We start from the raw sequence: 21,175 nt of genomic DNA, 5'->3' as shown, positions 1-21,175 counted from the left end.
AGATCAGGCCTCCTGCTTGCCGGCGGTCTGCCAGGCGCTGCGGTCGCGATCGAGCATCGCCTGATAGGCGGAAGCGGAATCGGTGACAGGGTTTGTGGGCCGAACGCCGCCCTCGATAACGGCCTTGAAGCCGTCCACGACTTTGCTCGCCTCCTCGGCGAGGATGTCGAAGCGGGCGTCGATGTAGGCCTCGGACTTGCCGGAAAGCGCCGCATCGCCGAGCTTGGCGGTGACCACAGCCTTGCGGATCGCGGCGTCGGACAGGCCCGCCGTCTTGACGTCCTTGGCGATCTTGCCGGCGGTGGCGATCAGATCGGCGCGGGCCTTGACGCGCTTGTCGAGATCGGCGTCGGACAGGATCTTGCCCTTCAGCGCGTCGATCTCCGCATCCTTCTTGGCGAGATCGGCATCCTTCGCCTTCAGGTCGTCGGCGTGCTTCGTCTCGGCGTCGGCGAGAGACTGCTTCATGGATGCCTTGAAGGCCTCCAGCTTTGTGGCGTCGGAGGCGGCGATCTGCACCGCGCTATCCCCGACGACCACGGTGGTCAGATCAGCCATGGTTGGCTCCTTTTTTGGTTCACTGACGGTCGCCCAGCTATCGCCGATGCGACATTGCGGGCCGGCTCTGCCGGCACTCACAATTGCGATGTGGTCCGCGATGATGTTCGTTTGTCTCGCCTGGAACGGTGTCCCGTCCGGCGCCACGCCATCTTCCCAAACCAGTTCCGTTGAATAGCCGACACTGAGTTCGCGCTTGCCGGCTCTGACGGCTTCTACCGCCGCCTTGTCTGTGATCTTTAGACCGATTTTCAGCCTTTCCCCGTCCCGAAGCACCTCCTCTCCGGTGGTGCCTACAGCGAACTTCCGCCAGTTCTCTGAGTTGACGCCGGTGGGAGGGTGATCAATCGTGATCGGGATCTTCGAAAACGTGTCCAGCGAGCGCCGAGAGAAGACTTCTCGTTCGTCCCTGTAGACGTTCACCATCGCAAGGTCCGGCCGCCCTGCCTCAATCCCGAGGTACTGCTGAACGCCTGTCCGCGCCGTATGTGCGAACGTCTCGAGATAGCCAGCATCGTTCACTCGAACGTCGCCGAGCGTTACCGTGTCGGTGATGAGCATGTGGGCGCCCTATGAAAAAGGCGCCTTATCGGCGCCTCGGAGGTCTTCGGTTGTTGGCCTGTTCTGCCGGAGTTGCCCAACGAACATTGCCGGGCTCGTAGTCTCCATCGTTGTTTGGAAACCGGTCCAGCGAATGTTCAGGCGATGGTCGCGGCCCCATATCCTCGAAGAAGGCCTCGAAGCTGTCGTTCCATCGCTGGCATACAGAGATGCCCCGGCCGCCGTATCGCTCGTAGTTGTGGGCAGTAGGCGTCTGGCACCGATACTTCATGCCCGTCCACGCATGGTATTCCGGGCTTTGATGGTCGCCGGCAGCATGGCGGTGGCGGGTCCATCCCGCCCTAGCCTCTTGGATTTTTGCAACCGCCATCTCGTCGTGCAGGCAGCCGCAGCTTGTAGTCCTGCCGCCCGTCAGAGACGTGTAGATCACGGAACGCTCATTGCCACAGTCGCACAGGCACCGGACATAGCGAATCCGGCGACCTCGATATAGCTTCGGTGCATCTTCTCCAAGGACAGCCAACCGTCCGAAACGGGTTTCACCGCCGAGCAATTCTGCTAATGGTTTTGGAGCCATCGGCATGGGTCACCTCCATGTTGTGGTCAGGGCCGAGGCGGTGTGTCCAGCACCAAATCGGCCCGTTTCTTATAGCAGAACCCTTCTTTTATGTCACTGTCCTTGCTGGCCGCCGTTGGGATCGGCCCCACCCTGCTCTGCCGCGGCCATCGCCAGCGCCGCAGCCTGCTCCTCAGCCGTGGGCGGCTCCTCAAGCGTGCCGCCGTAGCTGTCGATCGCGCTGTCGAGGCCAGGCATCACGCCCATCTCGACGATGGTGTTGACCAGCGCCTCGGAGAATGGCTCCAGCGCGATGATCGACGGCTGCCCGCCTCCGGTGCCGATGATCGACCGAGCCGCGGTGGCGACCTTGGAGAAGACCTCGGCCTTGTCCTTCTCGGAAAGGCCGTAGAGCGGCGACCATTCGTAGTAGACGTCCGGCGGGCGCGAGCCGAGCGCCGAGCGGATAATCACCTCGTCGAGCCGGTGAAGCTGCGGAGAAAGCTCCGTGCGTTGCCTGGCGCCGACGTTGTCGTAATAGGCCGTCAGCGCGCTCTCGCCGTTCGACCCGAGGCCCGATGGTGCCTCGCCGAGAAGGCGGATGGTCGGCACGTCGGCCGCGCCGCAGGCCACCTGCAGATACTGCCGCATCAGCTCTGGCAGCTGAGCGAAATTGATCTGCTTCTGCTCCCACCGTTCGCCCGCGGCCTGATCACCGTTCGCGCCGTTCCCCTCGAGGAGAATGGTCGAGAACATTGACTTGAGCTGCGCCGCGTAGGTGAAGCGCTTGGTCACCGCCTGCTCGCCGCCGGTCGTGGCGATCGCCTTGGACAGGCCGGGAATGTAGATGATGTCCTGCTTCGCCTCCGGGATCAGCGCGGCGACGTGCTCCTGCGCCGAGGTAGCGTTCTGGATCGCGCCGTAAATCACCTGAAGGACGCTATCGCCCCAGCCGTCCTGAGACCGCATGCTCTCGCTGTCGAGGATTTCCATGCCGACGAAGCGAACCATGCGGGACGGATGCACCTGCGTCGTCTGGCCGGACTGGCTGCGGACCTCGTACCACTCCGGCTCGCCGAAGATCGGGCTCGTAACGTCCAGAATGGCCGGCCCGACCGTCACTTCGTCGCGGCCGAGGACATGCAAGTATTCGAGCGCGCCCTTAGCGACTGCGTCGGGCTCCAGCGGCGTGGAATGGTCGGCGTTGCGGATGCCGATGAAGATGGCTGCGCCACCCTTCAGCCGCGACTTGCGCAGCGCCCGGTTGACCTTGCGCACCAGATCGATCTGCGGCGCCTTCTCGACGGCCTCGATCGCCTCGATCTGCGGCTTCTCGGCCTGCCAGTCGCGCCATTCCCGCGTCATGTCGTTCGGGATGATGTCGACGATCTTCCGCGACAGCCAATCCGACCGATACATCGCATCGAGCTCGGCCGAGTCGATCAGCGTCAAACCGAAGCCCATGCCGGCGCGCTTGTCGCGATCACCTCCGAGGCCGAATGAATTGGCCATGCCGGTCACGAAGCTGCGGAGGCCGTCAAATCCGAGCATCAGTCCAGAGCCTCAAGCATTCCGTAGGTGAAGCCTTGCCGGATCATCGGCCCGACTGCGTAGCGAAGTGCGTCGATGTAGTGGTTCCAGGCGTCGACGATGTCCGGCTTGATGTCGCCGCTCAGCCGATCGACCTTGTAGCTGTAGAGCCGCATCTCCTTCGCCAGCTCCTTGCAGCGCGAATGAACCACGATCTCGCGGAAGGAGCGTAGGAAGGCGACGCCGTCTTCGACGCTGCCCTTCCACTTCTCGACCGCCTCCGACCGCGACAGGCCATGCCGGCGGAGATGGCTGATCGACTCCGGCCGGGCGCTGTCCCAGCGCGTGACATGCTCCTCGAAGCCGGGAATGCGGTCGGTGATGAACTTCGCCGTATCGTCGAGCTCCAGCCCGACCTTGCCGGCCTCATGCTCCACGAACAGCCTGTCGCCATGCACCCAGCACCGCACCGCGGCGGTCGGGTCCTGCGAGAAGCCGAAGTCGCCGCCCTGGTACGGACCGTCCCAGTCCGATCCGGGCTCAAACTCGTCGACGCGCCACTTGCCGGCAAACACCTGCCTGTCGCTGTTGACGAGGTAGGCGCCTTCCCAGACATGCGCGTAGGTGTTCGGATCAAGACGCGCCTGGTCAGAGCGCCGTTCGGCCTCCAAGACGCCCGGGAACCACGGATTGTGGTGGTAGTTCAGCTCGACGATCTTCGCGTCCGCCGGCGGCTTGACCACGAAGCGCTTGTTGGTCGGGCTCTCGTCGCTCTCCGGATTCCATGTCAGCCAGATTTCCGATCCGGCCTCTCGGACTGTCGGGATCAGCTTCACCCAGGCGGATTCCGAAACCGCCTCGGCTTCGTCGATCCATGCGATGAGGATCTTCGCCTTGGACTTCAGGCTGTCGATGTTGTGACGAAGCCCGACGAAGCGGTAGTCGACCCGACCCGGCAGACCCTGCGTCCGGATGAACTTCTCGCCGACGTCGAAGAACGGCGTCAGCCATGGCGTCTCGGCGATCGCGGCTTTGACCTCGCTCATCGAGCTTTCGTCGAGGCTGTTCATGAACTCGCGCCCGCAAAGCACGACACCAGACGTCGCCTGTGCCGCGGCCATGTAGGCCCGGACCGCCGTCATCTTGGCGAACGAGCGCGTCTTGCCAGACCCTCGGCCGCCGCGGGCGCCACGATACCGCGCGTCACCCTGAAAGACCGGAATCAAGCGCGGCGGAAGCTCAAGCCTCGCTGTCGCCATCGCCGGGCGAGACGAGTTCGATGCGGGTCACGAGAGGCGAGCCGTCGGGATTTCCATGCCCGACCTGCTCGCGGAATGCCTGCACCTCGACATGCTTGCCGATCAGCTCCAGGCGCTTCACACGGTCGGACAGCTTCACCTTGCGGATGATTCCGATTGTGACGCCCTCGGACTTGATCTCCTCGACGTCGAGGCCGGCGACGAGACCCTTGCGCCAGATGAGCGGCCATTCGCTCACTGGCCTCAAAGAGCCCTGCTCATCGTAGAGATCGGCGACGTCGGCCTCGGCTTCGTCAGCAAGCCGGCGCAGAAGCCAGTCGGCATCGATCTTCGTGCGTTCGGAGCGAGCAGCCTTGGCCTCGGAGATGGCAGCAAGGATTTCAACATCCTTCAACAGCCTCTGCCCTTGTGAGTATGCCGTCTTCGCACTGTAGCCGGCCCTGATAGCCGCCTGGGTCGCATTCAAGTCGTGGAGATATTCCTCGACGAAGCGTCCCCGCTTCTCGCCGAGCGCCATGACTTATCCTCGCAATGTCGGGAGACGAAAAAGGCCCGCCGAAGCGAGCCCCATAGAAAACCAAATCAGGAAGTGACGATCGTCTTCCCCTTGCCCCGGCGTGCAACTCGCGTCTGACGCGGCCCCGCTGCTGTCGAGCAAATCAGTCGATCGGAAAAATGCGGTGAAGACGCCCACATGTCAAGCGGCGTCTCGCAAGTTGTCGACATTCACAATCACGTCTCCGGTCGCGGAAATGAAGTCGGCAATGACCTTGACCTCCCGGCTGTTGCGATGCGCTTCGACGACGACCTCCAATCCGGCCATCGGGCCTGCGGCGATCAACGCACGCTGCCCAGCCGTGAACATGCGCTTCACACTCGATCGCCTCATGACGTCGAAGCGGCCTGCCTCCTGATCGCGACGGACGCCGTCCACGAGATTGGCGCCGATAGGAACTGGGTTCCCCCCAATCTCAAGCACCTTGGCCACGCCGTCGCACTGGCGCACGACGCCCCAGTGGCGAATGCCTGGCATGCCGAGAAAGAGATATCCGGTGAAAAGTGAGCGGGTACGCTCGACCCACATCTTCGTCCGCTTGTGGCGGAACTCGTACCTCATTGTCGGGAGGTACGTCACGAACCCCTCGGCCTCCAGCGAAGCCTTCGCCCTCGCCTCACAGCGTGGGTTGGTTCTGACGACATACCAACTCGCTGGTCGGTGATCGGCTGTGCTGGTCATGCTGGCTCCTCGTGTGGCGGTGAGGAGCCCGTAGGCGTGGCATCGGTGAGCGCGCAGATGATGGCGCGAGACGCGGCGGCGGTCAAGCGGTGCCGGGCGAGTGAGGCAAGTGCGTGCGCACACGCGTAATACCCCCAAATACAATGATCACCGGTTGCAAATTTCCCCTATACGCCCCTCTCTCTGGTTGAAGTCCTCTGACTCCTCACAATATCTACGCACTTGACGCACTTGGTTTTTAGTTCGTCTTTTCAAAGACTTATCGTGCGTCAAGTGCGTAACCGAGTGCGTACCGCTCTACGCACTTGCTTTACGCGGACGTCAATCGAGTGCGTCAAGTGCGTGGCGAGTGCGTAGGCGAGTGCGTAACGAAAAAAGCCGGCTTGAAGGCCGGCTCCTGTCGTTCGATGGGTCACGTCGGCGTCTACTCGACAGCGTACCATTTCGCCTTATGCCCCCCGCTGGACGACGTGACCTCCTCCTCGACGATCACGCCGGTATCGACCATGTGGGCGAGTAGTTCACGCAGGTCTCGGCTGCGCATGTGCCGCATGCGGTTGAAGATCGACCGATAGACGACACGCCCGCCACCATCCCGGATCATCCGAACGATCTTCTGCCAGTTCGCCTCCTGCTCGTTCTCGGCCATGAAGTCGGCCGCACCGGCGATCATCGTGTCCGCAGACTGGCGCGCCAGGTCGATGCCGAAAGCGATGTCCTCGACCGAAACGCTGGCCGATCCGCGCCCGGCCGCGACGATGGTGGCGATCCGCACCGCCATCTCGACCGTCCGGCCAAGAAGGTCTGCCTCAGCCGGGACATCGAACATGCGCTGCTCGACCTCGGCGCCGAACGCTTCCCACGCCCTCTCCGCGCCAGGCCCCCATCCGATGCGCCGCGTCCGGCCATGGTCGGCCGGGTTGGCGCTGACGTCGTTGCGCGAAAGTGCCGGCATCTCTCCGCTGGCGAGGTAGACTCCGCGGACGCCGTCGATGATAGTCTGTGGGACGATCTCGCGCTCGACATCGGGCTTGACCCGCTTCGGCCGCCGCACGCCCTCCACGATCAGAAAACGGTTCAGCGTGCCGTCGGCCACGGCGCCGTTCTCAAGCGCGGTGTAGAACTGCTCGTGCGTCGAGACGCCGAAGATGGACAAGTGCGGCGCCGGCAGCGGCTCGCTCGGCCTGTCCGCCCATTCCGCTGTCGCCACCATGTCGAAGTTCGCGCCCCAGAGCGATCGCAGCACCTTCGGGATCGCCCGGGCATGGATCGACCCTTTGCGATCGAATACGCGGCGCATGAAGTCGCCGAACTCGTCCATGGGCGCAAGGCAGAGCGGCTTGCGCTTCATCGTGTTGACCACGGCCGAAAACGACATGAACTCGTCCGGCCCGAGGTGCATCGTGAGGCCCGCTCCCTGCATGACGCGGCCGATCTGCTTCAGCGGCGTGTCCTTGCCCTGGGCGGTCGGCGCCAGGCCGAGGACGTAGAGCGCGGTCCCGGCGCCGGTCGGTCCCTGGAACTGGCGCCCGGCCGCGCAACCGACGATGGTCAGGGCCGCCGCGATCGAAATAGCTGGCTGGGGCTTCAGAGCCGTACCGACGATCCACTCGGCGATCTCGCCGACGAGCCCGGGCGGGAATGGCGTGTCCGATGGTGGCGCCGTCGCTGCGGGCAGCTTTGCCTCGACAATGACGCCGTCCTCGTCGGTCAGCGTGCCGTCGTCGTGCTGAAGGAGCTGCCGGGCGGCAAACACCTTCTTCCCGCCAACCGTCATGTTCGCAACGATCGCGCGGCTCTGCGCCTCTTCCTCGGCCGTCACCTCCGGCAGCGGTGGAAGATGCCTGATCCGAATGGCGCTGAGGTCAGCTCCGAACTGCTGGGCAATGGCCGCAATGGTCGCGCCGTTGATGCCCTGCGATTTGAACGAGCGCCACTTCCGCGCCACCTCGCCGGCCTTGTACTTCGATCCGCCCGCACTCCAGGCATCGGCGAGCGACAAGCCATCAGACGATCCGCCGGTCGCGGCGTGCAGCGCCATCAGCACCTGCACCCACTCGTGATAGCCGACGTCAGACGGTATGTGGCTGAGGAGGTCGTGGATCTCGTCGAGCGAGGTTTCGGTTCGAACTGATGCAAAATTTGCATGAGTTCCGGCGGGGCTCAAAGCCCTTTGCGGCAGCGGTTTCAGCCCCTCTTTATCGGAAAGACCGGCCGCCCCCTCTTCACCCTTCTCCAGCCATTTCGTCAGCCAGTCAGGCACCGGCGGAGCGGTATCAAGATCGCCGGCCAGCTCGTACATCCGGCCGTCAGCCATGACGGCGCCGGGCGCGACGATGTAGCCGCCGTCGCCGCGAACATCGACACCCTTAGGCAGCCGCCCCTTGCTGTTGCGCAGGCCACCGGATTGGCGGAAGATCCAATGGCTGCCGTCGTTCGGTGTCGCGACGATCGGGATGCCGTCCGGAGAAGCGCCGGCCTCGGCCATTATGCCGGACCACGCCTCCACGCCGTCGTGCTCCGGGTCGTGCCGGTCGGCATCGACGACGAACAGGCCGGACTTCCCGACGTCCAGCGCGGGCGCGGCGTCCGGCCACCGGCGCCACCACTCGCGGATCGTCGCCGCGTCCGTCGAGCTCTGGTCGCGCCAGCGGAAGAACGGCATCGGCGCCTTGGCCTTCGGGCCGCCGGAATGGACCGGGAAGACCGCAAGCCCCTTGGCCGCGAGCGACAGGGCGACGACGAGATTGGCCGGCTCGCCGGGCGGTGGTGGTGCGTCTATGCCCATGGTCAGAAAGGCGCCTCGTCGCGTATCTTCACCTTCAACGCCGACCGGTAGCCGGCGACGATGGCGCGCGCGAAGTCGAGACGCTGATCGTCGGTCATCTCGGCGAGATCGGACGTGCCGATCTCCATCGCCTGCCTGCGGCCGCACTCCAGCCCGTCGATGACAGCCATTGCCTCGACGCGGTCGAACTCGCCCTGTTTCATCTCGTAGCTGTCCTTTGCGATATCGAGGCAATCCGGGTCGTCGCACACCCAGATGATGGGCGATCCGACCCGGCCGTGACTGTCGCGCGGCGCATAGCCGAAGCCGATGGCCGACCGGGCGCAGACGCAGCATGCAGCGTCGTCGAGGCGAGCGGGTGGAAGATCACGCGATGGAGCGGACATGGCGTCCCATCTCCCCGCGCTTCTTCTGGTAGGCCACGACGCCATACAGAACCGTGGAATGGTCGCGACCGCCGCAGAAGCGGCCGATCTGCGGATAGGAGTTGCCGGTCAGGCGTTTTGCCCAGTAGTAGAACGCCTGCCTCGGAATGATCAGGCGCTTCGACCTACCAGGGCTCCGAATATCCATCACCGTCACACCGCACGCCTTGGCGATCCGGTCCATGATCTCCCGCATGGTGAACCGCTCTCGCGGCTTGGGAAGCGTGAATGTGTCGACCACGAGGCGGTAGTAATCAGGAGCAAAGACGGCTGAGCTTTCCGGCGGCGGCAATAGCCTCATGCCTCGCTCTCGCCTGATGCGTTCGATGCCTCGCTGCGTGAAGGAGGAGTGAGCCGTGAAGGTCATGCTGACACCTCGATCACTCGAATGCCCGCATCCTTCGCCCGACGAACCATGTCCGCAGTTCCACGTCCGCCGGGGAACGCGACAACGACGTCTGGCTTCCCTTCATCGATCATGCGCTGGTTACAGATCGGACCGGCCGCCTTGCCGTGCTTCTTCCAATTTGCCCTGAAGGCATGGGAGCGGCAGTTCGTCCGCTGCGCATAGTCTTCGGCAATGCTGTCAGCCCCAGGCGATCCACCGTGGATGATGATCGACGGATCGCCGATCTCATCAAACAGCCGCGAAAGATTGTTCCACGCCGCGTTTTCGTCCGAGAAGTCACGCCCGCCACAAACGAGAACTCGCATCACGCCGCCCTCCTCTGATCGAATGTCCGCCCGACGATGCGGAAGAACTTGCCGTCCGGCCGGACGCTGATTGTGGCCGGAGCCGTCAGCTCGCCAGCACGCTCCAGCGCCTCGTCGGCCGTCTTCGGGAACGGAGCGGCGCCGCCATGGGCCGCCCACCACTCCGAAGCCTTGTGACCGGCATAGCCGCCGTGCTCCGGACACACCCACTCCGGATAGCGCTGCAGGCCGGCCAGGTAGTCGACACGGATGCTGTCCGGCGCGCCCGCCTTGGTCCACCGCTTCAATTCCCAGTCGACAACCGGGATCATCTGCGGCGGCACGCGCTCCGTGGTGAGGATGCCGGCGGTCCCGTCCGCCTCGGCCTCGTGCTTCGGCTTCTCCTCACGCGGCCATTCGTGATCGCAATGCGGGCACCGGCTGGCGTTCAGCGCGACGAGGCTTTCGCACTCCGGGCATTCCTTTGCGCGCACATCGGAGACGGTGGCTTTCTCCTCACCGGAAGAGGATCCTGTCGGAAGAACCGACACGGCGTCGATCGGGCCGTGCATCCGGATCACGTTGGCGAAGTCGAGGATCAGGGCGTTTTTTTTGCCATGAGCCCTGCGGAACCCACGGCCCACCTGCTGGACGTAGAGGCCGGTCGACTGCGTTCCTCGCATCAGCGCGATCAGATCGACATGCGGGACGTTGAAGCCGATCGAAAGCACGTTGACCGAAGTTAGGCAGCGGATCTCGCCATTGCGGAAGCGCCGGATGACGCTCTCCCGCTGGCCTTTATCCATCGTGCCGTCGACCGTCTCGGCGGTGACGCCGCGCGCCCGGATCGCGTCTCTGACGGCATTGGCGTGTCCAATGCCCGAGCAGAACGCCAGCCACGCCTTGCGGCCCTGACCGTAGGCGACGAGTTCCGAGACGGCCCGGTCAACGAGATCGCCGGCCATGGAGGCGGCCTCAAGCGACGCCGGCAGAAACTCCCCGCCCCGCACCGACACCTTGGACAGATCGACCTGCGCCGCGCTCGCCTTGCTGATCAGCGGCGACAGATACCCGCCCTCGATCAGGTCAATGACGCTTGCCTCGTAGACGATCTTGTCGAACATCGCGTCGGCGCCGCTGTCCAGCCGGCCACTGTCGAGGCGATAGGGCGTCGCCGTCAGGCCGCAGACACGCATATCCGGCGTGATGTCGCGCATCCGTTCGAAGAACTTGCCGTACATGGTCGCCGAGTTGCGCGGGATGAGGTGCGCCTCGTCCACGATGACGAGCTGCCGAGGCGCGATCAGATCGACCTTCCGCCATACCGACTGGATGCCGCAGAACAGGATCTTCGCATGGCTGTCGCGACGCCCGACGCTGGCCGAGTAGATGCCCGCCGGCGCGCTCGGCCATAGCCGCAGAAGCTCCTGAAAGTTTTGCTCGATCAGCTCCTTGGAATGCGTCACGATGGCGACGCGGATATCGAACTGCTCCATCACCTCTTCGACGAGCTTCGCGATGACGAGCGACTTGCCGGCGCCTGTCGGCAGGACCACGAGCGGGTTACCGCCGCCGCAGTCCCAGTAGCTGTAGAGGGCGTCGAGAGAGGCGCGCTGGTACGGGCGAAGCTCAAACATGGTCATCCTCCCCGCAACCGCGGCCGACGGTCTCGCCGTTCGGGCCGGATGTGAATACGCGCCACGGCACCCAACCCTTTGGGCAGTGGAACCCCCATTCGCGCAAGCGCGGCCCGGTGATGAATAGCGTCCAGCAATGGCCGTCGGTCAGTTCGATGCGATGGGCGGCGCTGGCCTTTCGGAACTTGATATCGCCAGCCACGCGGCGCGTTCGAACGTTAATGCCGCCGTCCGATATCGTGTGCTCGACATACTGCCCCCGGAGAAGGATCGACAGGTTCCACCACGGATGATCATGAAGCGCTCGGTCGTCGTCGGACCGGCAGAACTCGTGCAGGTAGACGTTGAACCATCGATTGCGCGGGATGAGGAACCATCGGCGAAGGTATGGATCGCGGCGACCGCCGATTTCGACGTTCGGCGGACGTTTGGAAGCCATCGCAATCAGGCGAGGCGCCAGCTTAATGATTGCGTTCCTGATCATGCCGTCGCTCCCGCTAGAAGGTCGCCGACCAGGCGGTTGCCCTCCGCCTCCTTCAGATTGTGCACCGCTCGACGAAAGTATTCCGGCTTCAGCTCGGTGCCGATGAACCTTCGGCCGTGCCGGATTGACACGTACCCCTCGCTGCCGATGCCGAGGAACGGCGAATAGACCGTCTCGTTCGGGTTCGTGTATTGGAGCACGAGCCGCCTCGTCAGGTTGAGGGGCATGGGGCAAAGGTGGCGCTCTTCGTCGGATTTCGCGCCGACATTGAGAACGTCCGTTTCGGGCAAGCCGCGCCACACTGGGTTCGCCCATTCCTGCCAGACGTCGAGCGGGAATTCTGCCGGCGGATGCAGAACTGGATCGGTGTCGGTCATTCCATCCGCCCACTTTCGGAACACGGCGATGTATTCCGGCATGCCGCCGCCGGTCCGCGCAGCGTCCTCGCGGAAATGCTTGTAGAGAAGGCGGTCCGCCTTCGTCTTCTGCATTTCCTTGACCGGGCAGCGCTCGACCGTGATCAGGCGATGGAAGGTCCAGCCGAGATCGACGTGATGACGGATGCAGTCGCCGGTGAAGTGGTAGAGGCCGCGATCGCCCTTGGCGCTGCTGTTCGAGTAGTAGACCAGATCCTTGACGTGGATCGCCGTCAGGCGCCCCGGCCGGGTCACGCGCAGCTTGTCGCGGATCAGCGGCCGATAGCTCTCGAAGAACTCGTCGTGCGACGAGACATTGCCCATGTCCCGCTCGCTCTCCGAATAGATGTAGAGCGACGAGAACGGCGGAGAGTAGACGCTGAAGTCGATCGAGTTGGATGGCATGCCGGCGGTGAATTCAACCGTGTCGGCATTGTAGGCGGCCCATCCGTCGCCTTGAGCTTTGTCGAGAACTTTCATGGCAGCATCCACGCGGGAAGCGCGGCCTCCATCTCGGGTTGATAGGTCTGAAGGGTTCGGGAAGTCAGGGCGACGCGCGCCATTGCGGCGGCCATTTCGGCCTTCATTGCGTCGTGATCGCCGGCCTTTCGGCTGACCACCTGCCAGATCGCGTCCTCGGTGTCGGCGCAGATGACATGCACGTCGACCGGGCGCGTCTGGCGAAAGCGCCAGCACCGGCGGACAGCTTGGTAGAAGCTCTCATAGGAGAACGAGAGCCCCATGAATGCCTGCCGGGCGCAGTGCTGGTAATTGAGCCCGTAGCCTGCGATCGACGGCTTGGTCAGGAGGATCCGGATCGCGCCGGAGGCAAACCCCTGGAGCCTCTCCTCCTTCTTGTCGATCGGCATCGATCCGCGCACCTCAACGGCATCCGGCAGGACCTCCTTCACCGCGTCGGCGTCATAATCCGTCTCGACCCAGATCACCCACGGCTCTGCCGGCTCGGCAGTGACGATCTCGGCCAGCTTCGCCGCACGCGCCGCGGTCGTCAGCCGCTTTTCGCGATGGACGGAAGTTGCCGACAGATCGGGGATGCGGAACAGCATGCCCTGCCCCGTCTTCTCCTCGCCGGCGTCGATGCCGCGATCGGCACTGACGAGGTGCCGGTGCATGTTCAGCGGCGGCATCTCGAAACCGGCATCGGACAGTCCGAGATCGGACGGCTTCGAGACGCAGCGTGCCCAGCTCGCCACCCAGTCCCAATAGTGCCGAACGGCCGGCTTCTTGAGCCGGTAGCGTCCCATGTTCGTCTGGTCCGCGATGAACCAACGCGAGAGCATTTCCGGGCTATGCATCACGCCGAGGAATTCGGAGTGCTGACCTAGCTCGGTATGGTCGTTCGGCGCCGGGGTGGCGGAACAGGCGAGGCGATATGGCGTGCGCTCGAATGTCAAAATCAGCTTGCGCGTCGTCTTGCCAGTGAAGGATTTGAGGATAGACGACTCGTCGAGGATGACGCCGCCCCACAGTTCCGGATTCACCTTGTCGAGCCGCTCGTAGTTCGTCACGACGATCTTCGGATCGACCGGGGCGGCGCCGGTGCGGGACTGAGCGGCTACGATGCCGAAGCGTTCGGCCTCGGCGACGTGCTGCGCAGCGACGGCAAGCGGCGCGAGCATCAAGACCGGCTTGTTGGTCCGACGAACCACCTCGTCGCCCCAGGCGAGCGCCATGCCGGTCTTTCCGAGGCCGGTATCGTAGAACAGCGCTGCCGTTCCGGCGCGCAGCGCGAACGCCGTGCCGTGCCGCTGGTGCGGAAACATCCAGTCCGGAAGTTCGGCCTCGTCGAACGAGGTGAAACCCTGCGGCCGGAACGCCACCGCCTTGCGCGCGATCAGGTCGTGATAGGCGGAGAGGTCGCTCATGCTGCCCTCGCGATCTGCTCGACGGTATATCCGCCCCACTGGTCAGCCATGGCCTCGGCGATGCCGGTGAAGAAGCGCGACCGTTCGCGCCACCTGTCCGGCCCGGGCGACATGCGATGCACCCGCGGCGCGCGCCCCTCGACGATGTTGGTCGGCGTCAGCTTCGGAAGGTTCTTGAGCCACAGACAGGTGCGCTTCGTCTCGCCGTGGCCGAACTGCCATGGCTGCACCGACTGAGCCGGTTCGGCGTAGTTCACGATCCGCTCTTTGGCGTGCCGGTGCATGACCGGGTTTTCGACCGCGATGCGCTCGATCGGGGCGTTCCAGAACGCTGAGAACAGCGCGGCGCCTTCCTCAAGCTCGGCCCACATTTCGGCGCGCGTCCGCCCCGGGGGCGGAGACGAAAGCCAGCGGACGCCGCTGTTGCAGAGGCGAGTGCACGGCGGGTGCGCGACGATGAGCAAATCCCAGCCGTCTTCAAGGATGTCGCGGGCGTCGCCTCTGATATGCCGATTGCTGCCGTCCTCGCTCGGCAGAAGGTCGCAGGACCATGCATCGTGTCCGCGATCGAGGAACGCATTGCGCACGGTGCCGGAAAATTCGCAGGCGACGAGAACGCGCATGGATGGGGTCGCCATCATTCTGCCGCCTCCCGAAGCGGCGCAGCCTCAGGCGCCCACTCTTCAAGAGCCGCAGTAGCGCGCGCATCGTCGCCGCCGCGCATCGGCATCAGCACGGCGAAGGCATCGGCCTCGCCTTGCTGGACGATCATCGGGCCGTCATGGCTCGGCCAGAGCCGCACCGTCTCCGCGCCGCGATGGACGCCCAGGATGTCGCGTAGATAGGCGGGGTTGAACGACGTCACTGCCGTGGCGTCTGCATCGCACCGCGCCCTCGTCAGCCGCTCGACGGCCTGCGCTTCGGAATACTCGCCACCCATCTGCGCAACGACGCCGCGCCTGTCGGCGGCGATCGTCAGCGGGACGCCGCGATCTTTCCTCGCCATGCCAATCCGCCGCAGCGCCGCCGAAGTCTCCGCGACGTCGAGTGAGATGGCCGGAGCGCCCGGCTCGATCGCCGGCACGACGCGGCGCCAGTCCGGGAAGGTGCCGTCGATCAGCTTCGTCGTCAGGGTGACGCTGCCGCAGTCGAAACGGGCCTTCGCGCCGCGCATAGCGGCCGTCTTGACCGGCGGCATCTTGAGCAGCGCGGCCACGGCATAGTGCGGGACGATCATCCCCTGCCAGTCAGCCGGATATTCGAGCGGGTGGAAGGCGAGCCGATGGCCGTCCGTCGCGAAAAGGCCGAAATTCTCATCGCGATCCGCGCTGAGGCAGACGCCCCTGAGGTAGTATCGGATGTCCTCGCCGTAAATGAACGGCGCCACGAACCGGAGCGCCTTGGCGAAAGCCTCACCGTCCAAGGGCTTCGCTTCGGCTTCCGGCCCGGCCATCGTCGAGAAGTCGTCCGCCGGCAGCGATGGGAGGTTGTAGATGCCGGACGAGAACCGGATCGTCGCCGTCGTTCCCTTCGCCTCGATCGTGATCACCTCGTCCGCCGGCAGATGCCGGCACAGCGCCGCCAGCGGTCGGAACGAGATGCAGGCCCGGCCCCTCGCCTCGCTCGCCGCCACCTTCGTCTCGATGGTCATGTCGAGATCGGTCGCCGCGACCTTTGCGCCGTCGAACAGGACGGTTTGCAGGATCGGGATCGTCGCCCACTTCGTCACCGCCGGCTTGACGGTTGCCAGGGCGGCACGGAGATCGTTTGCAGTCGTGACGAGCTTCATCGTCCTGCCCTCACCTGTGTTGCGATTGCCTTGAGGTACGGCCGCTCGGCGATGACCGCGCGCGGCTTGCGCCATGAGCGGCGCCCGGCCCGGCGCTCCCGGTCCTCGGCCCTAAAGTCGGACGCGAGACGGTTGATGGCCTGGAACACGCCGAGCGCCTTCGCATCGGCCCGTTCGAAGCGGTGCGCCATGTAGAGGTCGTAGAGCTCGGCGCCGCGCTGGAGGCGACGGTTGTTCCAGCCCTGCCGGCACTGTGCCGAGCAGAACTCGCGGGCCTGGAACGGCAGGCGCGTGAAACGGCGCCCGCATTCAAGGCATTCGGCGTTTAAACGGTAGGAGGTCACGCAGCCCTCCCGTCGATCCACTCGGACCCGTCCGGCATGCGGTACGTGACCGACGATCCGTCCTCGGCCGCGTCGACTTGATCTCCGGGAACCAAATCGGGCAAAAACAGGTGCTTGCCGCAGCCGGCCCGCTGATCGTCGATCGACAGCTCGCGGCCGTCGCGCTCGCACCACCACTTCGCGTCGCCGCCAGGGACAGGAGTGCTATGGAGGCACGTCCGGCAGTTTCGGAGTGCGAAGGCGCCGCCGTGGCAGACGGGATGCGAAGGACAGCGTTTGCAGATCCAGTGATCCGGTTCATCGCTGATTTTTGGCAGAGGTCGCGACGCTTCGACGACGCGATCCGCCCGTGCCATCAGAGCGTAGCAATGAGCCGCGTCATAGCGGATGCGCTCGCCGTGAAGCTCGTTCGAGTCCTTGTTCTCGACGACGTAAAATGCTCGCTCCAAGCCAAAGAAGTGCATGCCGATCTGGATGGCGGGCATCCGGGCCGGAGCCGCTTCGGCGAGGCCCATTTTTCTGATCTGGTTGAACGCCTTCTCTCGCTGTCTGTCGGTGTAGAGTAGATGCACGCGTTTCGGGGCTTCGATTAGCCCAGAGATCATTCCGTGAACCTTCTGCACGAAATGACCGTCGATCGCGGTGATCTGAAACTCGCGAAGCGTCTTCCGGTCGACGAGATCGACGACCAGATCAGGGACGGAGATCCGAAGGCTGATTAACGCTTGAACGACGTCCTGGATGGCATCGTCACGCCGCAAATTGGCGCGGACGATATATCCCGGAAACGATGCAGGCTCCGCCGCCCATCGGAACTCGAGCCAGATCCGACGATCGCATTCAGCCGCCAGCATCCGGCCAGTCAGGCGCTGATTATGCTTCGTGTCCTGATGCGCCTCATAATGCGCATCGATCGCCGCGATGGTCGGCGAGATGGCGGTGGAAGGAAGCGCGACCATCAGGCGGCCTCCTTCGCGATCGACTGCGCTGCCGCATAGACACGACGCGCCTCTTCGACAGATCGGATTTCGGCGGTGTGGAATTCCGGGATGCCGAGAACGTCGGCAATTGCCGTGTATACGCCCCGACGCGACATCGCTCCGCTCTTCCAAAGCGGGTCGATCAGCCGATGAATGTGCTGCCGCGCGTTCTTGATCTCGGGCGTCGGGATGCAGCCGAGCGGGCGCGTTCGTTTCCTCGTCTTGTGGTGACAGCCGACGAAGTTGCCGCAGCCGTCACACTTCCAGAACGGCAGGTCGGCCAAGTCACGGCGATGCGGATAGACCTCTCCGCCGTCCGTCAGACAAGCGGAGACCTCGGCGCCGCAGCCGCAGCACCAGATTGAGCGGGAGGTCATTGGCCGGCCTCCACATGTCCCGGCGTGTCGCCATCGCGGACGTGGGTCGTCCACATCTGCTTGCCGTCGCGCGTGACCGGGTGGAACTCCTGAACGGAGAAATCCACATCGTCGATCTCATCGGCGTCGAGCTGGAAATCGTCGGCTTCGATGCGCTCAGAGACGAGACGTTCCGCCTCCTCTTTTGAGGCAGCCTCTATCGAGTCGCTCGCACTGGCGTGGAACGTGTAGGAGACGATGAAGCGAGCCATCACGCCGCCTCCGCCGTCCGCGCCACGGCCGCGATCGTGAAGCTGTCGGCGACACCGACCACATCGAAGCGGTATCCGGGATTGAGCGTGGCGAGCCGGCGCGCCTCGGCGGCGGCCTCTTCACGGCTGCCATATTCGAACGGCCACCAGGCGGGCCGGATGCGGCGGGTGTCGTCGCCGCGGCGGAAGACGAACCAGCCGCCGCCGATTGTCTCACCCTTGCGCGCCATCTTGGGGTTCTTGAGCCAGCCGGTGCGGCTCGGGCGCTTGCCCTTTTCTGGGCAAAGATTTCCTGTCATCGCAGAAGCCTCCTTCGCGATGCGAGTTTCGTGTCGGGGTGGGAGAGTGCCGGGCGGGCTAGGACGCCAATCTCAGGACCCGCCCGGCCGCCGCGTCACGCGGTGTTGCGCTTCGGCCAGCCGTTAGACGACTGCTGCGGCGCGCTGTTCGCCGGCGGAGTGAAGCGCTGCGGCGCGCCGCCTCCTTGCGTAGGCCCGGCGCCGGCCACCGGCTTAACGCTGCCGACCTCGTTGCTCGCGCCGTACTGCGGATCGTTCCGGAGCTTCACCCGGATCGTGCAGGGGATGTGCAGAAGCTCGTCCGTGTCCTGCACGATCGGCTTGCCGCAGGCCTGCCGGATCGCGGCGAACTGCGAGTTGGCGATTGAGATGGATTCCTGCAGAACCTGCGCATCCGTCTTATTCGGTTTCTTGCTCTTGAAGTTTTTGGCCCACAGATTGAGCCGCTGCCAAATGAGACGACCGTCGTGCGTGCCCGTTTCGATCTGCCACGTCAGCTTGAGGCACCGACCCTTGTCGTCGTTGGGCGACACGTCTTCGATCGACGCCTCGATGATCTTGGCACGATAATCGCCGGCGGGGATGGGCTCGAATTCGCCCTGTGCCTCGGCCTGCTCGTCGTAACTTCCTGCGATGTTGACCATGTTCGTTGCTCCTTACGCCGCGGCCTTGGCCGTCGCGGTGGTTTCGGTCCAATTCGGGAAGTAGCCGGCCAGCGCCTCGAAGCCCTTGCCGCGATCGAAGCGCAGGCTCTCGGGCATGCCGTAGCGGTTCTTGGCGACGAAGGCCGGCTTGCCGATCGGGTGCATCAGGACGACGGTGGCTGCACCGGACGCGCGGGTGCGGGTGCCGTTGAAGCCCTTCTTCTCCTCCTCGGTCTTCACCGGCTTCTTGAGGAGCAGGATCGCGTCCAGATCGCGCGTCACCTCGCCGAGCAGCTGTTTGTGGAGGTCGATCTCGTAGCGGTCGTAGCTCGCCGTCTCTGGATCGTTGAACGTCGTGACGACGCTGTGGGCGATGAGGACGATCGCCATGCCGCGGTCGCGCCGCAGGAGATCGCAGCCCTCCAGGAACTCCCGCAGCACAACCTTGGCGTTGACGTAGCCCTTGCCGTAGCCGAAATCCTCGATCCGGGCCTTCGCGTTGCCGTACTCGTCGCCGCGCCGGCAGGTCTCGACGAAGATCAGCCGCTGCAGCGCGGTCACGCTGTCGACGACGACGGTGTTGAAGTCGTGCTCATCGTTGTAGAGCGCTTCCATCGCCTCCATGACCGCGCCGAAGGTCGGCAGGGTGCCGAAGGACGACAGCTCGAGTTCGCCCGGCGTGCCCTCCTCTGCCTGCAGGAAGACGGGGTTCGGGAATTCGGACGCGAGCGTGGTCTTGCCGACGCCCTCGTTGCCGTAGATGAGCACGCGCGGAGGCTTGTCGGCCCGCACGGTGCGCAAATCACTGAGGCTGATGGCCATCGTGATCTCCTTCGTTCGACGGCGCTAAGAACCAGGACCCGCACGCGCCGGAAGTCGCGGGCCTGAACTCGACGCGCAGCGGCTCCGTGGCCGGCGCGATGATGACGTGCGTCAGTCCGTTCGCGGGCGGCAGCCATGCTGCCCAGAGCGCGGTGACGAACCGGTCGTCCTGAATGATGCCGGCCACCACGAGCGCGTCGATCGCGCCTTTGAGCCGATTATCGATGTCCGACCGGTCATCCATGCGCTCGATGCCGAACACGAGAATCACGCGGCCGTCGAAGGACGGAACCTTCTGCCGGCGCACGGCGGCGACGGCCATGCGTTGGAAGTCCTCATAGTGTTTCGCCTTGACCCGCCCGACGCCCTTCACATTGCGAAACAAGTGGTTCGCGCTCGGAGGCGTCGGGATCGTGAAGGACACCGGCAGGGAAGGAGCGACGGCATCCGCCGCCCCCTCGCCCGGCTCACCGATCCCCCGTCTCCGGGCTCCGGTCTTGGCGAGCGCCGCAGTCACTCTGCGGCCTCCAAAAATGCGGGCGAGACAAAGCCACGTAGGGTTTCACATGCCGTTGGGTCTCGCCCGCCCGCTGAAGCGGATGGGTTGGTCACGGTTTGCGCCATGCCGAGCCGGGCAGCGAGGTTCGCCGAGACGGTGACAGAAGAGGGCGCGACGGGACAGAGGTTCGCTGGGTGGCAAATTTCAAATGGTCCCGCTGCGCATCGGAGAATGGAGAGGCAACTTGATGTTGGGCCACACCGGTGCGCTGGCCTCCCTCATTCTCCGAACTGATGATCTCGACCTTCACACGCTCTACGAAGTCGCGAGCGACCCGGCGCATGGTGTGGTGAGAAAAGATGTCGCCAATCCACGACTTCTCGAACGTGACGTTGCCGAGGATCGTGTCGACGACGGGCTCGACTGCGAGGTCATTGCTGCGCAGCAACGCGACAACCTCGTCGTGCCCGGATGGAATGGAAATGCCGGCAATGACGGCCAGAGAACGCTTCACGTTGGGTCTCCTTCGGTTTCATCGCGCTCGCGGAAGCGAGCCCTGTCGCGCCGCAGCAAGGCGTTCAGCCAAAGCCGCAGCCTCAATCTCAAAATCTTCCAGAGCATCGATCCGACCTTTCGCGCGCTCGGCGGCGATTTCGTTCTGCAAAGCGACGATCTGGCGCTCGCACTCGGCGAGGTACGCGGTGCGCACCATGGCCGCGAAGTCGTCTCGGAATGTCTTTGCCCGCGTCCTGGCGTGTTCTAGAGACCAGAACGGCAGCCCGTAGCGTCTCGCCAGTCGTTCGATTGCGTTCTTCTGATCGCCCCACCCGCGACTTTCCATCGCGATCATGCGATCGATGTACTGTTTCGTTGCGGCGGTCATTTTCCGTACCGGATACTTAGTTTCTCCGCACGCCATGCTTGGTTCTCCGTGCCAATGTCTCGGACATGGACGGACACACCAGAACGGAGCGAGAGATTGCCAACTGCCAGAGGCCCACCACGCAGAGCAGCGAAACGGGGCCGAGAAGCATCGGAGAGATCGCGGGAACGATCGTCGCCGAAATCAGAAAGCGGAGAGCGGGAGGCGAGAGCCGACCCGCCTCGCCGCGTTTCAAACAAAAGCATGACGAGCGCAGA

25 protein-coding genes are annotated in these 21,175 nt (G+C 64.4%); all 25 read right to left on the bottom strand.

What is annotated here, in order from left to right; all coding sequences use genetic code 11:
* Window positions 1–3: 3 nt before the first annotated feature.
* Window positions 4–1,119, bottom strand: coding sequence for a DUF2213 domain-containing protein (locus LZD57_RS10755; RefSeq protein ID WP_233719624.1), 1,116 nt, complete (start codon window positions 1,117–1,119; stop codon window positions 4–6).
* A 670-nt stretch (window positions 1,120–1,789) separates the two neighbouring features.
* Window positions 1,790–3,226 (bottom strand): DUF1073 domain-containing protein, encoded by a 1,437-nt coding sequence (locus LZD57_RS10750; protein ID WP_233719623.1) that lies wholly within the window; start codon window positions 3,224–3,226, stop codon window positions 1,790–1,792.
* Window positions 3,226–4,464 (bottom strand): PBSX family phage terminase large subunit, encoded by a 1,239-nt coding sequence (locus LZD57_RS10745; RefSeq protein WP_255699899.1) that lies wholly within the window; start codon window positions 4,462–4,464, stop codon window positions 3,226–3,228. Before LZD57_RS10745 ends, LZD57_RS10750 begins: the two co-directional genes overlap by 1 nt.
* On the bottom strand, window positions 4,445–4,981 hold the full coding sequence (locus tag LZD57_RS10740; RefSeq protein WP_233719621.1) for a terminase small subunit: 537 nt from the start codon (window positions 4,979–4,981) through the stop codon (window positions 4,445–4,447). The genes LZD57_RS10745 and LZD57_RS10740 overlap by 20 nt, the downstream gene beginning before the upstream one ends.
* Window positions 4,982–5,161: 180 nt before the next feature.
* A complete protein-coding gene (gene nusG / locus LZD57_RS10735; RefSeq protein WP_233719620.1) occupies window positions 5,162–5,701 on the bottom strand; it encodes a transcription termination/antitermination protein NusG in 540 nt (179 codons plus the stop codon).
* A gap of 424 nt (window positions 5,702–6,125) precedes the next feature.
* Complete coding sequence (locus LZD57_RS10730; RefSeq protein WP_233719619.1) at window positions 6,126–8,489, bottom strand: bifunctional DNA primase/polymerase; 2,364 nt, start codon at window positions 8,487–8,489, stop codon at window positions 6,126–6,128.
* A gap of 2 nt (window positions 8,490–8,491) precedes the next feature.
* On the bottom strand, window positions 8,492–8,875 hold the full coding sequence (locus LZD57_RS10725) for a hypothetical protein (protein WP_233719618.1): 384 nt from the start codon (window positions 8,873–8,875) through the stop codon (window positions 8,492–8,494).
* Window positions 8,856–9,281 carry a helix-turn-helix domain-containing protein gene (locus LZD57_RS10720; protein ID WP_233719617.1) on the bottom strand — a complete coding sequence of 142 codons (426 nt, stop codon included), beginning with the start codon at window positions 9,279–9,281 and terminating at the stop codon, window positions 8,856–8,858. The genes LZD57_RS10725 and LZD57_RS10720 overlap by 20 nt, the downstream gene beginning before the upstream one ends.
* On the bottom strand, window positions 9,278–9,628 hold the full coding sequence (locus tag LZD57_RS10715) for a DUF2493 domain-containing protein (RefSeq protein ID WP_233719616.1): 351 nt from the start codon (window positions 9,626–9,628) through the stop codon (window positions 9,278–9,280). The genes LZD57_RS10720 and LZD57_RS10715 overlap by 4 nt, the downstream gene beginning before the upstream one ends.
* Window positions 9,628–11,244 (bottom strand): DEAD/DEAH box helicase, encoded by a 1,617-nt coding sequence (locus LZD57_RS10710; protein ID WP_233719615.1) that lies wholly within the window; start codon window positions 11,242–11,244, stop codon window positions 9,628–9,630. The genes LZD57_RS10715 and LZD57_RS10710 overlap by 1 nt, the downstream gene beginning before the upstream one ends.
* Window positions 11,237–11,728: a hypothetical protein gene (locus LZD57_RS10705; RefSeq protein WP_233719614.1), complete on the bottom strand. Its 492-nt coding sequence runs from the start codon at window positions 11,726–11,728 to the stop codon at window positions 11,237–11,239. Before LZD57_RS10705 ends, LZD57_RS10710 begins: the two co-directional genes overlap by 8 nt.
* Window positions 11,725–12,624 (bottom strand): DNA-methyltransferase, encoded by a 900-nt coding sequence (locus LZD57_RS10700; protein ID WP_233719613.1) that lies wholly within the window; start codon window positions 12,622–12,624, stop codon window positions 11,725–11,727. The genes LZD57_RS10705 and LZD57_RS10700 overlap by 4 nt, the downstream gene beginning before the upstream one ends.
* On the bottom strand, window positions 12,621–14,030 hold the full coding sequence (locus LZD57_RS10695) for a helicase-related protein (protein ID WP_233719612.1): 1,410 nt from the start codon (window positions 14,028–14,030) through the stop codon (window positions 12,621–12,623). The genes LZD57_RS10700 and LZD57_RS10695 overlap by 4 nt, the downstream gene beginning before the upstream one ends.
* Window positions 14,027–14,653 (bottom strand): hypothetical protein, encoded by a 627-nt coding sequence (locus LZD57_RS10690; protein WP_233719611.1) that lies wholly within the window; start codon window positions 14,651–14,653, stop codon window positions 14,027–14,029. The genes LZD57_RS10695 and LZD57_RS10690 overlap by 4 nt, the downstream gene beginning before the upstream one ends.
* A 14-nt stretch (window positions 14,654–14,667) precedes the next feature.
* Window positions 14,668–15,819 (bottom strand): DNA polymerase III subunit beta, encoded by a 1,152-nt coding sequence (locus LZD57_RS10685; protein WP_233719610.1) that lies wholly within the window; start codon window positions 15,817–15,819, stop codon window positions 14,668–14,670.
* A complete protein-coding gene (locus LZD57_RS10680; protein WP_233719609.1) occupies window positions 15,816–16,163 on the bottom strand; it encodes a transcriptional regulator in 348 nt (115 codons plus the stop codon). The genes LZD57_RS10685 and LZD57_RS10680 overlap by 4 nt, the downstream gene beginning before the upstream one ends.
* On the bottom strand, window positions 16,160–17,122 hold the full coding sequence (locus LZD57_RS10675) for a hypothetical protein (protein WP_233719608.1): 963 nt from the start codon (window positions 17,120–17,122) through the stop codon (window positions 16,160–16,162). Before LZD57_RS10675 ends, LZD57_RS10680 begins: the two co-directional genes overlap by 4 nt.
* Window positions 17,122–17,520: a zinc-finger-containing protein gene (locus LZD57_RS10670; RefSeq protein ID WP_233719607.1), complete on the bottom strand. Its 399-nt coding sequence runs from the start codon at window positions 17,518–17,520 to the stop codon at window positions 17,122–17,124. The genes LZD57_RS10675 and LZD57_RS10670 overlap by 1 nt, the downstream gene beginning before the upstream one ends.
* On the bottom strand, window positions 17,517–17,771 hold the full coding sequence (locus tag LZD57_RS10665; protein ID WP_233719606.1) for a DpnD/PcfM family protein: 255 nt from the start codon (window positions 17,769–17,771) through the stop codon (window positions 17,517–17,519). The genes LZD57_RS10670 and LZD57_RS10665 overlap by 4 nt, the downstream gene beginning before the upstream one ends.
* Entirely contained in the window at window positions 17,771–18,070 is a 300-nt protein-coding gene (locus tag LZD57_RS10660; RefSeq protein ID WP_233719605.1) for a hypothetical protein, read from the bottom strand. Before LZD57_RS10660 ends, LZD57_RS10665 begins: the two co-directional genes overlap by 1 nt.
* Window positions 18,071–18,165: 95 nt before the next feature.
* On the bottom strand, window positions 18,166–18,714 hold the full coding sequence (locus tag LZD57_RS10655) for a DUF669 domain-containing protein (RefSeq protein WP_233719604.1): 549 nt from the start codon (window positions 18,712–18,714) through the stop codon (window positions 18,166–18,168).
* Window positions 18,715–18,726: 12 nt separating this feature from the next.
* Window positions 18,727–19,536 (bottom strand): ATP-binding protein, encoded by an 810-nt coding sequence (locus tag LZD57_RS10650; protein ID WP_233719603.1) that lies wholly within the window; start codon window positions 19,534–19,536, stop codon window positions 18,727–18,729.
* A complete protein-coding gene (locus LZD57_RS10645; protein ID WP_233719602.1) occupies window positions 19,517–20,053 on the bottom strand; it encodes a RusA family crossover junction endodeoxyribonuclease in 537 nt (178 codons plus the stop codon). Before LZD57_RS10645 ends, LZD57_RS10650 begins: the two co-directional genes overlap by 20 nt.
* Before the next feature lie 91 nt (window positions 20,054–20,144).
* Complete coding sequence (locus LZD57_RS10640; RefSeq protein WP_233719601.1) at window positions 20,145–20,549, bottom strand: hypothetical protein; 405 nt, start codon at window positions 20,547–20,549, stop codon at window positions 20,145–20,147.
* An 18-nt stretch (window positions 20,550–20,567) separates the two neighbouring features.
* Window positions 20,568–20,918, bottom strand: coding sequence for a hypothetical protein (locus LZD57_RS10635; protein ID WP_233719600.1), 351 nt, complete (start codon window positions 20,916–20,918; stop codon window positions 20,568–20,570).
* Between the last annotated feature and the right edge of the window lie 257 nt (window positions 20,919–21,175).

This window comes from Jiella avicenniae (genome assembly GCF_021390325.1).
Lineage (GTDB): Bacteria > Pseudomonadota > Alphaproteobacteria > Rhizobiales > Rhizobiaceae > Jiella > Jiella avicenniae.
This window is presented reverse-complemented; position numbering and strand designations above follow the sequence as displayed.

Bases quoted from the DNA above. Each gene is read 5' to 3' on its own strand.
- LZD57_RS10755 (WP_233719624.1), bottom strand. From the start codon at position 1,119: ATGCTCATCACCGACACGGTAACGCTCGGCGACGTTCGAGTGAACGAT.
- LZD57_RS10750 (WP_233719623.1), bottom strand. From the start codon at position 3,226: ATGCTCGGATTTGACGGCCTCCGCAGCTTCGTGACCGGCATGGCCAAT.
- LZD57_RS10745 (WP_255699899.1), bottom strand. From the start codon at position 4,464: ATGGCGACAGCGAGGCTTGAGCTTCCGCCGCGCTTGATTCCGGTCTTT.
- LZD57_RS10740 (WP_233719621.1), bottom strand. From the start codon at position 4,981: ATGGCGCTCGGCGAGAAGCGGGGACGCTTCGTCGAGGAATATCTCCAC.
- nusG (WP_233719620.1), bottom strand. From the start codon at position 5,701: ATGACCAGCACAGCCGATCACCGACCAGCGAGTTGGTATGTCGTCAGA.
- LZD57_RS10730 (WP_233719619.1), bottom strand. From the start codon at position 8,489: ATGGGCATAGACGCACCACCACCGCCCGGCGAGCCGGCCAATCTCGTC.
- LZD57_RS10725 (WP_233719618.1), bottom strand. From the start codon at position 8,875: ATGTCCGCTCCATCGCGTGATCTTCCACCCGCTCGCCTCGACGACGCT.
- LZD57_RS10720 (WP_233719617.1), bottom strand. From the start codon at position 9,281: ATGACCTTCACGGCTCACTCCTCCTTCACGCAGCGAGGCATCGAACGC.
- LZD57_RS10715 (WP_233719616.1), bottom strand. From the start codon at position 9,628: ATGCGAGTTCTCGTTTGTGGCGGGCGTGACTTCTCGGACGAAAACGCG.
- LZD57_RS10710 (WP_233719615.1), bottom strand. From the start codon at position 11,244: ATGTTTGAGCTTCGCCCGTACCAGCGCGCCTCTCTCGACGCCCTCTAC.
- LZD57_RS10705 (WP_233719614.1), bottom strand. From the start codon at position 11,728: ATGATCAGGAACGCAATCATTAAGCTGGCGCCTCGCCTGATTGCGATG.
- LZD57_RS10700 (WP_233719613.1), bottom strand. From the start codon at position 12,624: ATGAAAGTTCTCGACAAAGCTCAAGGCGACGGATGGGCCGCCTACAAT.
- LZD57_RS10695 (WP_233719612.1), bottom strand. From the start codon at position 14,030: ATGAGCGACCTCTCCGCCTATCACGACCTGATCGCGCGCAAGGCGGTG.
- LZD57_RS10690 (WP_233719611.1), bottom strand. From the start codon at position 14,653: ATGCGCGTTCTCGTCGCCTGCGAATTTTCCGGCACCGTGCGCAATGCG.
- LZD57_RS10685 (WP_233719610.1), bottom strand. From the start codon at position 15,819: ATGAAGCTCGTCACGACTGCAAACGATCTCCGTGCCGCCCTGGCAACC.
- LZD57_RS10675 (WP_233719608.1), bottom strand. From the start codon at position 17,122: ATGGTCGCGCTTCCTTCCACCGCCATCTCGCCGACCATCGCGGCGATC.
- LZD57_RS10670 (WP_233719607.1), bottom strand. From the start codon at position 17,520: ATGACCTCCCGCTCAATCTGGTGCTGCGGCTGCGGCGCCGAGGTCTCC.
- LZD57_RS10665 (WP_233719606.1), bottom strand. From the start codon at position 17,771: ATGGCTCGCTTCATCGTCTCCTACACGTTCCACGCCAGTGCGAGCGAC.
- LZD57_RS10660 (WP_233719605.1), bottom strand. From the start codon at position 18,070: ATGACAGGAAATCTTTGCCCAGAAAAGGGCAAGCGCCCGAGCCGCACC.
- LZD57_RS10655 (WP_233719604.1), bottom strand. From the start codon at position 18,714: ATGGTCAACATCGCAGGAAGTTACGACGAGCAGGCCGAGGCACAGGGC.
- LZD57_RS10650 (WP_233719603.1), bottom strand. From the start codon at position 19,536: ATGGCCATCAGCCTCAGTGATTTGCGCACCGTGCGGGCCGACAAGCCT.
- LZD57_RS10635 (WP_233719600.1), bottom strand. From the start codon at position 20,918: ATGACCGCCGCAACGAAACAGTACATCGATCGCATGATCGCGATGGAA.